Origin of the sequence: Streptomyces noursei, assembly GCF_016917755.1 — a bacterium.
In the GTDB taxonomy this organism is placed as follows: Bacteria; Actinomycetota; Actinomycetes; order Streptomycetales; family Streptomycetaceae; genus Streptomyces; species Streptomyces yunnanensis.
Window position 1 is genome coordinate 4,810,046 of sequence record NZ_CP070326.1, and the last position, 12,129, is coordinate 4,822,174.

9 protein-coding genes, 4 tRNA genes and 2 pseudogenes are annotated in these 12,129 nt (G+C 71.7%); 9 read left to right on the forward strand and 6 right to left on the reverse strand.

The window, feature by feature from the left end:
• Nucleotides 1-12 precede the first annotated feature (12 nt).
• The 3 genes and pseudogenes from JNO44_RS21180 (at nt 13) to JNO44_RS44825 (ending at nt 1,475) form a co-directional block, all read left to right on the forward strand.
• Nucleotides 13-702: a YdcF family protein gene (locus JNO44_RS21180; RefSeq protein WP_205365674.1), complete on the forward strand. Its 690-nt coding sequence runs from the start codon at nt 13-15 to the stop codon at nt 700-702.
• Nucleotides 635-946, forward strand: a pseudogene (locus JNO44_RS44820) (WbqC family protein); the annotation flags it as partial. The gene JNO44_RS21180 and the pseudogene JNO44_RS44820, both read left to right, overlap by 68 nt.
• Nucleotides 947-1,034: 88 nt before the next feature.
• Nucleotides 1,035-1,475, forward strand: a complete 441-nt coding sequence (locus JNO44_RS44825; RefSeq protein WP_338058572.1) for a WbqC family protein — start codon at nt 1,035-1,037, stop codon at nt 1,473-1,475.
• Nucleotides 1,476-1,608: 133 nt separating this feature from the next.
• Here JNO44_RS44825 and JNO44_RS21190 read toward each other — a convergent pair whose 3' ends face one another.
• Nucleotides 1,609-2,052 carry a MerR family transcriptional regulator gene (locus JNO44_RS21190; RefSeq protein WP_205365675.1) on the reverse strand — a complete coding sequence of 148 codons (444 nt, stop codon included), beginning with the start codon at nt 2,050-2,052 and terminating at the stop codon, nt 1,609-1,611.
• 63 nt (nt 2,053-2,115) lie between these two features.
• Here JNO44_RS21190 and JNO44_RS21195 point away from each other — a divergent pair, with 63 nt between their 5' ends.
• Nucleotides 2,116-3,354, forward strand: a complete 1,239-nt coding sequence (locus tag JNO44_RS21195; protein WP_205365676.1) for an MFS transporter — start codon at nt 2,116-2,118, stop codon at nt 3,352-3,354.
• Between the two features lie 536 nt (nt 3,355-3,890).
• Here the strand turns inward: JNO44_RS21195 and JNO44_RS43540 are convergent.
• Nucleotides 3,891-5,153, reverse strand: coding sequence for a DUF3987 domain-containing protein (locus tag JNO44_RS43540; RefSeq protein ID WP_338058573.1), 1,263 nt, complete (start codon nt 5,151-5,153; stop codon nt 3,891-3,893).
• On the opposite strand from JNO44_RS43540, the pseudogene JNO44_RS43545 reads away from it, so the two are divergent.
• Nucleotides 5,097-5,489: pseudogene (locus JNO44_RS43545) on the forward strand (tyrosine-type recombinase/integrase); the annotation flags it as partial. The gene JNO44_RS43540 and the pseudogene JNO44_RS43545 sit on opposite strands and share 57 nt — an antisense overlap.
• A 137-nt stretch (nt 5,490-5,626) precedes the next feature.
• On the opposite strand, the gene JNO44_RS21205 reads toward JNO44_RS43545, so the two are convergent.
• From JNO44_RS21205 to JNO44_RS21220, 4 genes are all read right to left on the reverse strand, one after another.
• Nucleotides 5,627-5,699, reverse strand: a tRNA-Lys gene (locus JNO44_RS21205).
• Nucleotides 5,700-6,016: 317 nt separating this feature from the next.
• On the reverse strand, nt 6,017-8,314 hold the full coding sequence (locus JNO44_RS21210) for a DEAD/DEAH box helicase (RefSeq protein ID WP_205365677.1): 2,298 nt from the start codon (nt 8,312-8,314) through the stop codon (nt 6,017-6,019).
• 230 nt (nt 8,315-8,544) lie between these two features.
• Entirely contained in the window at nt 8,545-9,276 is a 732-nt protein-coding gene (locus JNO44_RS21215; protein ID WP_205365678.1) for a hypothetical protein, read from the reverse strand.
• Between the two features lie 157 nt (nt 9,277-9,433).
• Nucleotides 9,434-9,784, reverse strand: coding sequence for a metallopeptidase family protein (locus JNO44_RS21220; RefSeq protein ID WP_039635044.1), 351 nt, complete (start codon nt 9,782-9,784; stop codon nt 9,434-9,436).
• Nucleotides 9,785-9,878: 94 nt separating this feature from the next.
• Here JNO44_RS21220 and JNO44_RS21225 point away from each other — a divergent pair, with 94 nt between their 5' ends.
• The 4 genes from JNO44_RS21225 (at nt 9,879) to JNO44_RS21240 (ending at nt 11,877) form a co-directional block, all read left to right on the forward strand.
• Nucleotides 9,879-11,522 carry a metallophosphoesterase family protein gene (locus tag JNO44_RS21225; RefSeq protein WP_205365679.1) on the forward strand — a complete coding sequence of 548 codons (1,644 nt, stop codon included), beginning with the start codon at nt 9,879-9,881 and terminating at the stop codon, nt 11,520-11,522.
• Nucleotides 11,523-11,605: 83 nt separating this feature from the next.
• Nucleotides 11,606-11,678: transfer RNA gene (locus JNO44_RS21230), tRNA-Glu, on the forward strand.
• 46 nt (nt 11,679-11,724) lie between these two features.
• Nucleotides 11,725-11,799, forward strand: a tRNA-Asp gene (locus JNO44_RS21235).
• Between the two features lie 4 nt (nt 11,800-11,803).
• Nucleotides 11,804-11,877, forward strand: a tRNA-Phe gene (locus tag JNO44_RS21240).
• Nucleotides 11,878-12,129 lie beyond the last annotated feature (252 nt).

Sequence of the window (12,129 nt, forward strand, 5' to 3'; positions counted from 1 at the left end):
TGGCCAGCGAGGATGATCCAGGGAGTACCAGTGCCGGACCGCGAACAGCGCACCATCACCGACGCGCAGTGGAACGACGCCCAGGTGATTTGGGACTTTCACCAGATGGGGCACGAACCGCGCCCCTGCTCGGCGGCGATCTGCCTCGGCAGCCACGACCTCGGCGCCGCCACGTTCGCCGCCCGGCAGTACCACGCCGGCCTGTTCCCCGTGCTCGTGTTCAGCGGCGGCAACAGCCCGACCACGGCAGACCTCTACCCGCGCGGCGAGGCCGTGCACTTCCGCGAGCACGCGCTCGACCTGGGCGTGCCTGACAGCGCGATCCTCCTCGAACCCAACGCCGGAAACACGGGCCAGAACATCACCTTCTCGCGCGACGTCCTGCTCGGGGCCGGCGTCGAGGTCGGGTCCGTGATGCTGATCGCCATGCCGTACATGGAGCGCCGCGCCTACGCGACGTGCCGCAAGGTATGGCCCGAGGCCGACGTCGTATGCGCTTCCGATCCACTGGACTTCGCCGACTACGTGAAGAGCATCGGCGACGAACGACTCGTCATCGACACGATGGTCGGTGACCTGCAACGAGTGATCGAGTACCCGAAGTTGGGGTTCGCCATCGAGCAGGAGGTACCGGATGACGTCCTTGCCGCCTACGAGCGACTCCTACACGCCGGATTCGACAGCCGGCTCTTCAAGTCCTGACACGTCGTCGACACCCCCGGGCAGCAAGCGCTGCGCCATCCATCAACCGAACCTCTTCCCGAGGCTGTCCACACTGGCGAAGCTGTTCGCGGCGGACTGCTGGGTCGTCCTCGACGACGTGCAGTTCGCCCGACGCGACTACCAACACCGGGCCCGATTGGCGCGCTTGGATGCGCCCCATGCCCGCCAGTGGCTCTCACTTCCGACGCACCTGCCCAACGGGCGGCCGACCCTGATCAGCGACGGTCGGCTCGTCGAGCCGCTCAAGAGCCGCCGCAGGGTTGCCGAACGCATCCGGCAGCACTACGGGCCACAGCACCCACTGGAGGGCCATGCAGGCTGCCCTCGAGCCCGTTCTCGACCGCTTCGGAACAACCGATCGCACGGCCGATATCGCCGAGTCGTCGGCCCATGCCCTGCTCACATCGGTGGGCTGGCACGGCGAGGTGGTGCGCAGTAGCGATCTTCCCGCCCGCGCAGGCCGGTCGCAACGTCTCGCCGACCTCGCCGCGGCGGTGGGCAGCAACGCTTATCTGTGTGGAACCGGCGGAATGCGCTACCTCGACGTTGAGCCGTTCGCCGTGCTGGGCACCGCCATCGTCCCCTTCCTGCTCCCCGACGCTTCCATGTCCGGCATCTGGGGGTCCGCACGCGAGGTCAGTGCTTTGTGGGCGCTCGCGACCATCGGGCCGGAACGTCTTGCCGATGAGTTGCGGGTCTCGGAACCACATGATGGGCGGTGCCCCGGTTTGCGTTGTGCAGAAGCCATGTGACCGGGGCGGCGCGCGATCGCCTAGGCACGTTCCTCCGCTTACCATGCCGCCTCCCGGTGATTCTGACGCTCGGTGACAGGACGGGCAGCAGCCAGCGGGGATTGGGATGGGGCAGCCGGGCGGGGGGCCGAAGTCAGTGGGCCCAGGTCCCTGTGTGGTCCTCGGCATTAGTGGGCAGTTCGCACGGCATACGGCCGGGGCCGGTCACCTGCGTCGAGTCGGGCCTTCCGGCGGCCTCGACGTAGGCACGGATGGCGTCGCGGTTGCGCACCAGCACGTCGATCCGGCGCTGGATCTCGGCGAGTTCGTGGGCGAGGTTGGCGGCCAGCACCGGGTGGACCATCGGACGCATCTGGGCGCCGGTGCCAATGAAGCAGGGCACGATTTCGCGGATGGTCTGCGTGCTCAGGCCCGCCTGGAGCAGGTCGCGGATCTGCTCGACCCGTTCGACCGAGCCTTCGGCGTAGGTGCGGTAGCCGTTGGATTTCCGGTCTGGGTGGAGTAGGCCCTGCTCCTCGTAGTAGCGCAGCAGCCGGGTGCTGACGCCCGTGCGCCGGGAAAGCTCTCCGATCCTCACGTGACCCACCTCCCGTCCCGCGACTTGACCTTCACATGGATGAGAAAGTTTAGCGTCCTGATCATGAATGACACGGCCAACGGCGCACCGCCCTCCGGTAAGGCGGCTGTGGCCAGCTTGATCACTTTGTTTGTCGGAGCGTTTCTCACCATCACCACGGAGACGCTCCCGATGGGTCTGTTGCCGCAGATGAGCGAGAGCATCGGGGTCTCTCAATCGATGATCGGTCAACTCGTCTCGTTCTACGCACTCGTCACCCTGTTCGTGACGCTGCCGCTCACCGCCTGGACCTCGCACTGGCCACGCCGTCGGCTGTTCGTCACGATCATGGTGGTGTTCGCGGTGAGCAACCTGCTGCTCGCTGCGTCGCCGAACTACGCGGTGGCGGTCGTGGCCCGTTTGATAGCCGCAGCCGTGCACGGCGTGCTGTGGTCGATGATGGCCACCTACGCCACCCGCCTGGTCCCGCCGAAGAAGGCGGGCCGAGCGGTCGCCACCGTCTTCGCGGGCAACTCCGCCGCCCTGACCCTCGGCGTGCCGCTGGGCACCGCGGTTGGCACCGCGCTCGGCTGGCGGACCTCCTTCGTGGCCATGGGTGTCATCGCTGTCCTCGTCGTCCTGGCAGGATCGGTGCTGCTACCACAGGTCGAGGGTGCCAAGTCGGGCAAGGTCGGGATCGGGCAGGCGTTCCGGACCCCGGGCATCAAGGCGATCGTGCTCGCCACAACCCTGATCATGCTGGCCCACTTCACCTTCTACACCTACATCGCTCCCTACCTTGAGGACCGGGGCATCACCGAGGGCGGGGTCAGCGGAGCGCTGTTCGCCTTCGGCGTCGCGGGCATCGTGGGCGTCTGGGCAGCCGGAGTTCTGGTCGACAAGCGACCGCGCGGGGCACTGCTGTGGGCGGTCGGCCTGGTCACCCTCTCGCTGGTCGGGCTGGGCGTGATCAACGGAGCTCCGGCGGTGACAGTGGGCCTAACGATCATTCTGGGGTTGGCCTATGCGGCCCTGCCGACGCTGCTCCAGTCCGCTGCGCTCAAGGCAGCGCCCGCAGCTCAGACCGCCGCGTCCGCGCTGTTCATCCTCGCCTTCAACCTCGGCATCTTCGCCGGATCCGGCGCCGGCGGTCAGTTCCTCGCCCGCCTGGGTGTGGGCTCTCTGCCGGCCATCGCCGCTGTGCTGGCCGCGGCTGCCATGCTCGTGGTCGTCATGGCGCGTGCGTACGGCTTTCCCACGGCGCGTCCGGACGTACCGCAGGCGAGCGTCGAGGAGACCAAGCCGGAGCCCATCGCGGTCTAGTGCAGTGTCTCTCCGATCCCCTCAGTGATGACGGAATGTTTTGAACCTGACGGTCTGGCGCGCGCCCTCCCCGGCGGTCCCTCAGACTGGGGCCCAGGGCCCCCCCGGGGGGGGTGATTACGCACCGTGTCCGCCGTCAGCCGCCGGAGGAGCGCGGGTATGGCCGCCTGCAGAGCCGGGACAGCGCGGCGGATAAGTCGACAGACCGTTACGAAAGTTCGAGGCTCGCGTCGTGACAGCGTTTTTGCCAGCGTTGGCAAGAAGGTGTCGAGCGCTGGGGCGTTTGCACGGCGTCGTCAAAGTGCAAAGCGACAGGGTGCGGATGATGTGTTGCCGCGCGCGGGAGGGACATCGACCGCTCGATGCGTCGAGCCGATCAGCCTATGCGCCACTGTCGGTGGCGCGTGGTACTCGCGCGTGCCCGCGCGCGCAACACGCGACCGGTCGCAGCGCGACACTTCGAGGTAGGTGCTTTGCGGAATGAAGGCGCCCACCTTCCGGAGTGGTCCGGAGGGTGGGCGCGCTGGGCGTTCGGGTCAGGCTGCGCGCAATGGGCGCGCAGCCGTCGAGGATTGCGGCGGGACGGCGATCCAGGGGTGCGGTTCGTAGCGGGGGGAGGGTTTGCGCCCACGCTTGCCCGGAACCTCGACCAGCGGCACGAGGGCTATCCACCCGTAGTCTTCAAGGGCGGTCAACGTGTCGGCCATGGCGTCCATGTCCTGTGCCCAGGAACGGCCCTTGAGCGCCTGCCACGCCTCCCGGGCGGTGAACACCGCGGCCGGGTCGGGGCGAGTGCGCAGCCACGCGAGCAGGTCGCGCAGCGGTCGCAGGGTGCCCTCGCTGTCGCGGCTCATGAGGTCGAACGTAGCTTTGGCGTGAGCGATGAAGTACGGGGCCAGGCCGAGCGCGTTGGCCATCCCCGGCCCGCTGATGGTTCGGGCGGTCGGGTCCTCGTACAAGGTCAGGCAGGCAGCAACGCGGATGAGCTGTCCGCGCAGTTTGCCTGCCCAGTCGGCGATCTCGTGCAGGTCCCCACCGGGCTTCCGGCGCGCGCCGAACGCGTTGTAGAACTCGGCGAACAACGCGCGGGCATCTGCGGACAGTTCGAGATCCTGCACGGTCTCGCTGCGCCACACCTGCTCCACCAGGGCGCCGATGCGGGCGGCGTAGGCGTCGGCGACCGGCTCGGGCACGGGCGGGGAGTCGAAGGTGTCCGCGCCACCGGGGGCCGGGCGGGCGTACAGGAAGCGGCCCAGTAGACCGGAGTCGCGGAACTCCGGATTGGCGCGCTCGAGGCCGGCCACCACGCCCGGCTGCACGATCAGGCCCAGGGCGAGGAAGGTGTGCGGCATGTGGAGCGCCGGGCGGCCGGCGCGGTCGATGGTGTACGGGCTGCCGGTGTACGCCTCGAACAGCAGATCCGTATTGGCCTTGCCACCTGCGCCGTAGAGACCGGCCGCGACCTTGAACAGTCCACCCTCGGAAGCCAGCGAGCCGATCCGGCCGCTCTGTTCGGCCATGCGCTTGGCCAGCGCCTCGAGGGTGACGTCGCGCATCAGCATGCGCGGCAGCTCGGGCACCTCGCCCAACTCCAACAGCTTGGCGCGGGCCGCCTCGGCATCGGCGCGGGCGTCCCCAGGCTTGTCGGTCGCGGCCTTCTGCTCGGCCTTGGCCATCACCGCTTGCGTGATGCGGATTTCCTGGGCGACCGCCTCGACCTCGGGGCGGGCCGCCGCGACGAGATCGGCCTCGACAGCGGCACTGTGGCCGTTCTGCGGGCGCACCGAGCGCGACAGCACAAGGAGCGGCTCAAGTGGGGCGAGGCGTGGACGGACACGGGCAAGGTCTTCACGCAGGAGGACGGCACCTGGCTGCACCCTGAGACCATGTCAGCGGCCTTCCGGCGCATCCACAAGGCGGCCGGGCTTCCCCCGATCAATCTGAGAGACCTGCGGCACGTCGCCGCGACGCTCACGCACGCCGGCGGCGGTGATCTCCACACCATCAAGGAGACGTTGCGGCACTCCACGATCACGCTGACCTCGGACACGTACACCAGCCTGCTTCCCGAGGTCGACATGGAGGTCGCCGAAGCGGCGGCGCGGCTCGTCCCGCGGCAGGCCGACCGCACCACCAGCCGCACCGCCGGGCTCACCTCGGGCTCACATGAGGGCGGAAGGAAGGGCGGGAACGACAGCGCGCCCCGCCCAGTAAAGCCCGGACGGGACGCTAAGTTGCAGGTCAGCGGGGGAACCGCTGGCACTGCTGACGGTGGGCCATCAGGGGCTCGAACCCTGAACCAATGGATTAAAAGTCCACTGCTCTGCCAATTGAGCTAATGGCCCGCACCGAGCAGCATAGCCCGAGGACGCGCCGCAGCCCGAAGGCATGGGGGATTCGGCCGATCCGCGGCGTGCCGTGGCCGTCCCCCGCCGGCCCCGATTCCGCAGCTACGGCCGTGCCCCGCGGCCCTACGAGGCGCCCGCGAGCACCGCGCACCCGGTACGGCACGCGCCCCGCAACGCGCCAACACGCGCGCCGACTGCCCCCGTATCCGGCGCCCCAACGCACAGGGCCCGTACGGCACTTCCGTGCGGTACGGGCCCTGAGAAGGCCATCAGGCTAGGGGCGGCGCTCCGTCAGGAGACCGGCCACCGCCGGATCAGCTGTTGCGCTTCCAGCGCGGCTTGTCCTCGCGGCGGCCGAAGCCGGACGCGCTGCCGGAGCCGCGGTGGTCGTCCCGCCGGCCGTACGGGCGGTCGCCGCCGGAACGGTAGCTGGAGACCGGCCGGCCGCCGGTGCGGTCGTCGCGGTTGAACGGACGGTCGCCGCCGCCGGAACGGTAGCCGCCGGTGGGGCGCCCGCCGCGGTCGTCACGGCCGAACGGACGGCTCGGACGGTCACCGCGGTCCCGGTGGAAGCCGCCGCGCTCGCCACCGCGCTCGCCGCCACGGTCGTCACGACGGTCGTCGCGGCGCTCGAAGGAGCGACCACCACGGTCGTCACGACGGTCCCGACCGAACCCACCGCGGTCGCCACCGCGCTCGTCACGACGCTCGAAGGAACGACCGCCACGGTCGTCACGACGGTCCCGGTCACGGTCCCGACCGAACCCACCGCGGTCGCCACCGCGCTCGTCACGACGCTCGAAGGAACGACCGCCACGGTCGTCACGACGGTCCCGGTCACGGTCCCGACCGAACCCGCCACGGTCGCCACCGCGCTCGTCACGACGCTCGAAGGAACGACCACCGCGGTCATCACGACGGTCCCGGCGCTCGAAGTTCCCGCGCTCGTCCCGGCGCTCGCCGCGCCGCTCGTCACGACGGTCGTCCCGGCGCTCGTACGGCCGGCGGTCGCCCGAACCGGCCTGCGCCGGCACCGTGGCCTCCGCCGCCGCCTCGGCCACTGCCTCGGCGGCCGCCTGGGCGGTCACCGCCAGCGCCTCCGCCGGGTCCTCGCCGCGCTCGCGGGCGGCCCGGGCGGTCAGCCGGTCGGCCTCCTCGCGCAGCTCGGTGGCGCGGCGCTGGAGCCGCTCCAGCTCCTTGGCCAGGACGCCGACCTCGCGCTCGGCCTGCTTGGCGGTGTTGTTCGCCGAATCGGCCTGGACCTCGGTGAGCGAACGCGCACCGGTGATCCGGGCCAGCTCCTCGTCGAAGGCACCGGCGCCGCCGACGATGTGGCGCGAGGCGTCCACGCCCGCGTCCTCCATCAGGCGGAAGATCTGCCGGCGCTGGTGCGGCAGCGACAGCGAGACGACGGTGCCGGACTGGCCGGCACGCGCGGTACGGCCCGAGCGGTGCAGGTAGTCCTTGTGGTCACCGGCCGGGTCGACGTTCAGGACGAGGTCGATGCCGTCGACGTGGATGCCGCGGGCGGCGACGTCGGTGGCGACCAGCGCGTTGAGGTAGCCGTCCTTGAAGTCCGCGAGGACCCGGGTGCGGGCGCCCTGCGTCATGCCGCCGTGCAGCGCGTCGGCCGTGACACCGGCCTCGATCAGCTGCTCGGCGACCCGCTCCGCGCCCAGCTGGGTGCGGACGAAGATGATGGTGCGGCCCTTGCGGGCGGCGATCGCCGCGGTGACCGGCGCCTTGTCCTTCGGCTTCACGACGAGGACGTGGTGGGTCATGGTCGTGACGTTGCCCTGGGCGCTGTCGACCTCGTGGCTGACCGGGTTGGTCAGGTAGCGCTTGACCAGCGTGGAGATCTCGTTCTCCATCGTGGCCGAGAACAGCATCCGCTGGCCGCCGTCGGGCACCTGGTCCAGCAGCTCGGTGACCTCGGGCAGGAAGCCCAGGTCGGACATCTGGTCGGCCTCGTCGAGGACGGCGACCTGGACGTCCTCCAGGGAGCAGGCGCCACGGTTGATGATGTCGCGCAGCCGGCCCGGGGTGGCGACGAGGATGTCGACACCGCGCTCCAGGGCGTAGATCTGGTTGCCCATGGACGTACCGCCGCAGACGACCTTCATCTTCAGGCCGAGCACGTCGCCGTAGGGCTGGAGGGCGTCCGCGACCTGCATCGCGAGCTCGCGGGTCGGGGTGAGGATGACCGCGCGCGGCTTCTTCTTCTCGGTGCGGCCGTCGGCCAGGCGGGCCAGGGTCGGCAGACCGAAGGAGAGGGTCTTGCCGGAGCCGGTGCGGCCGCGGCCCAGGATGTCCTTGCCGGCCAGCGCGTCCGGGATGGTCGCGGCCTGGATCGGGAACGGGGTGGTGACGCCGTTCTGGGCGAGCTTGCGGACGACGCCCTCGGGCAGCCCGAGGTCCGCGAAGGTCACGGTGTCGGCGTCGGCGTCCTCGGCGCGGTCGGTGTCGGTGTCGGTGTCGACGTCGGCCTCGGCGACGACGTCCGCCGCAGCGGTCGCCTCGACGGTCTCGACGGTCTCGACGACCTCGGAAACCGGCTGCGCGGGCTGCTCGTCGTGTGCGGGCAGGACGGACTGATCAGGGGAAACGGACATGCGAAATGCGAAACCTTCCGGAGTCTCGGCACGCGCCCACAACTCCGTGTGATTTCACAAAGACCGCCTCAATGCGGTCAGCCACGGCAAGGGAGAGAACGCGCCACGCGGCGCGCTGTGGTCAGGGCGCCGGGCAAATGGGATCAAACGATCTACCACCATACGCACCCCACCCCCCACAAAGCAAATGCTCCCTCGACCGCCCCCTCCCCGCCCGGCCCGCCCGCCCCTCAGGCGTCCCACTCCACCTGCGGCGACACCGGTGAGGACAGCGAGGAGACCCCGGCCCCCGACTCGGACGCGTGCGCGGCGTCCGACGACTTCTGGGAGAACTTCGGCGGGGCCTGCGGCACCAGCGGCGACGGGCCGGACGCGTGGACACCGCCGCCCGGCGTCGCGGAACCGCCGGACGGCCCGCTCGGCGGCGCGCTCGGCGAGCCGGAGCCCGGCGCGCTGGGCGGGGACGACGGGCGGCCGGGCCGGGACGGCGAGGGCTGCGCGGGCCCCGACGGGCCGTCCGTGCCGGGGGTCCCGCCATGGGCCGGCCCCGGCTGCGGGCCGGACGGCCGGGCCGGTGGGGGCGTCTTCGACGCCGGGGCCGACGCGGACGGCACCGCGCTCGGCGACGCCCCGGCATCGCCCTCGCGCCCCGTCCCGGCGTCCCCGCCCGCCGGCCTCGCCGGCCCGCCGTGGCCGGTCCGCCGCGAGCCGTTGCCCCTCCCGTCGGCGGTCGACCCACCGGGGCGGGCGGCCTTCCCCTTCCCGTCGCCGGGGCGGGCGACACTGCCCGACGGCGCGGGGTGCCCGGGGTCGCTGACACTCATGCAGCCGGCCAGCGAGGCGGCCAGCGCGGAGACGGTCACCGCCGCGACCGCGAACCGCGCCCTCGCGCGCACGGGCGGCGGGGGCGCGGGCGCCCTGGCGGTGATCGGTTCGGCGGCGGACGACGGACGAGGGGGCATCGGGCGCACGGGCGGGACCTCCGGATCCGGAGCGCAGGGACGGCGTCGGACGCCCTGCCCAACTCCCGCCCCCCGCTTGAGGACACGCGGCGGCGGACACACCCGCCCCGACCGCCCGCCGGCCCCCGTGGTGCGCCCGGGCCGGCCCCGGCGTCCCTCAGCCGTATCCGAGCGCGTGCAGCCGCGCGTCGTCGATGCCGAAGTGATGGGCGATCTCGTGAACGACCGTCACCTCCGTCTCCGCGACCACGTCTTCCTTGGTGTCGCAGATCCGCAGCGTCGGCCCCCGGTAGACGGTGATCCGGTCCGGCAGGACACCCGCGTACCACTCGCCGCGGTCGGTGAGCGGGGTCCCCTCGTAGAGCCCGAGCAGGTCGGGGTCGTCGGCCGGGGGCTCGTCCTCGACGAAGACCGCCACGTTGTCCATGAGCCGGGTCAGCTCCGGCGGGATCCGGTCCAGCGCCTCGGCGACCAGTTCCTCGAACTCCTCGCGCGTCATTTCCAGCACGCCACCATTGTCCGCCACCGCTCCCCGCCGCCGGGCGCGCGAGCGGAGCCGCCCCCTCCCGCATAACGGACGGCACAGCGGGCATAGGGGACCAATGGCCCGCGCCGCGCGCTCCCGGACATCACCCCCCGACCCGCCAGGCCGCCCCCGCCTCCGTCTGCCCGGCCCCCGCCGCCGCCCCGCCGTACGCGACCGGTCCGGCGCCGCAGGACGGCCGCCCACCGCCCTCCGTCGTCGCGCCCGCCGTCCGGCCCCGGACAGCACGCTCGCGCCGCCCGCACGCCCGTACACCCGGGCCCTCGGCCTGCTGGCCGTCAGCCTGCTCGGCGCCTGGCTGGGGCTGTTGCTCCTCGGCGGCGTCCGGGCGCCGGTCGGCCCGATGGACACCACCATGGCGCTGCGCCCCGCACTGACCGGCGGCACCCGGATCACCGTCCCGCCCCTGGGCGACCTCGAACTGGACAGCCACCGCGCCCCCGTCCGCCTCGACGTCGCCGTCGACCGGCTGGACCCGGTCCGCTCCGCCGCGCTGGTGGACCACCCGGAGCGCTTCGCCGGACTCCAGCAGCAGGTCACCCGCGACGTGCTGCGCGGCGCCGCCGGCCTGGTGGTGACCTCCTGCGCCGCGGTCGCCGGCGGCGCCACCGCGCTGGGCCTGGTCGTCTACCGCCGCCCGCGGCGCGCCCTGGCCGCCGGCGGCCTCGCGCTGGCCCTGCTCACCGCCTCCGGGGCCGCCGCGTACGCCACCTGGAACCCCAAGTCCGTGCTGGAGCCGCGGTTCTCCGGACTGCTCTCCTCGGCCCCGTCCGTGGTCGGCACGGCGCGCAGCATCGTCAGCGAATTCGACGTCTACCAAAAGGAGTTGGCGCGCCTGGTCACCAACGTCAGCAAGCTCTACGACGCCGCCTCGACGCTGCCCGCCTACCGGCCGGACCCGACCACCCTCCGCGTCCTGCACGTCTCCGACATCCACCTGAACCCGGCCAGCTGGCACATCATCGCCTCCCTGGTGAAGCAGTACCGGATCGACGTGATCATCGACACCGGCGACACCATGGACCACGGTTCGGCCGCCGAGAACCACTTCCTGGACCCGGTCGCCACCCTCGGCGCCCCGTACGTGTGGGTCCGCGGCAACCACGACTCGCGCACCACCCAGCGCTACCTGACCGGCCGCCGGCACGTCACCGTCCTCGACGACGGCCGGGTCACCCAGGTGGCCGGGGTGCGCATCGCGGGCGTCGGCGACCCGCAGTTCACCCCGGACCGCTCGGTGGTCGCGGCCGGCGACGCGGCCGAGCGCACCGCCGGCGGCCGGCTCGCCGACGCGCTGCGCACCCAGCGGCTGGCCGGCACCCCGGTCGACATCGCGCTGGCCCACAACCCGGCCGCGGCGGCGGAGGCGGACGGCCTGGTCCCGCTGGCCCTGGCGGGCCACCTCCACCAGCGCGTGATCAGCACGCTCCCCCAGGGCACCCGGCTGATGGTCGAGGGTTCCACGGGCGGCGGCGGGCTGCGCGCCGTCCAGGACAAGCAGCCCGCGCCCGTCCAGGCATCGGTGCTCTACCTGGACCGCACCACCCGACGGCTCCAGGCGTGGGACGAGATCACGCTGGGCGGGCTGGGGCTGACGCGCGCCGAGGTCAGCCGACACCTGCCCCGCGAGAACCAGCCCGGGGCACCGGGCGGCACCCCGGCCCCGAGCCCGTCGGCGGCGCCCTCCGACCGGCCCGGGTAAACCGTTTTGGCGAACGGTCCTCCCATCCCATATGCTTCTCACGTCCCCGACGGGGCCGGCAACGGCACCAAGGCGGGCCATCAGCCCTCATCGTCTAGTGGCCCAGGACGCCGCCCTTTCAAGGCGGTAGCACGGGTTCGAATCCCGTTGGGGGCACGCACCACCGTGTGCGAGACTGGTTCACGCCACTCGCACAATGCAAGGTCCTGTGGAGCAGTTTGGAGTGCTCGCCACCCTGTCAAGGTGGAGGCCGCGGGTTCAAATCCCGTCAGGACCGCTGCGGCTGGGTAGCTCAGTTGGTACGAGCGTCCGCCTGAAAAGCGGAAGGTCGCCGGTTCGACCCCGGCCCCAGCCACACCCATTGGGAGAAGGTCCCGGTTCGTCTACGAACCGGGACCTTCTTCATTTCCCGTCTTCATTTCCCGTCTTCGCCTCCCGCCACCCGGGAATCTCCCGGCGAAAATCTCCGCGCGGTTTTTTCTCTTCAGGAGTCTCTTCGGGGTCTCTTCGGGGTCTCTTTGGGGGTCTCTTCGAGGTCTCTTCGGGAAGCCCTCCCGTCGGCGTGCGGGGCGGGACCGGTCGTCTCAGGCTCCGGCGGCGTGCGCGC

Coding starts and splice junctions, on each gene's coding strand:
- JNO44_RS21195 (WP_205365676.1), top strand. CDS start 2,116: ATGAATGACACGGCCAACGGCGCACCGCCCTCCGGTAAGGCGGCTGTG.
- JNO44_RS21210 (WP_205365677.1), bottom strand. CDS start 8,314: ATGTCCGTTTCCCCTGATCAGTCCGTCCTGCCCGCACACGACGAGCAG.
- JNO44_RS21215 (WP_205365678.1), bottom strand. CDS start 9,276: ATGCCCCCTCGTCCGTCGTCCGCCGCCGAACCGATCACCGCCAGGGCG.
- JNO44_RS21225 (WP_205365679.1), top strand. CDS start 9,879: ATGGCCCGCGCCGCGCGCTCCCGGACATCACCCCCCGACCCGCCAGGC.
- JNO44_RS21180 (WP_205365674.1), top strand. CDS start 13: ATGATCCAGGGAGTACCAGTGCCGGACCGCGAACAGCGCACCATCACC.
- JNO44_RS44825 (WP_338058572.1), top strand. CDS start 1,035: ATGCAGGCTGCCCTCGAGCCCGTTCTCGACCGCTTCGGAACAACCGAT.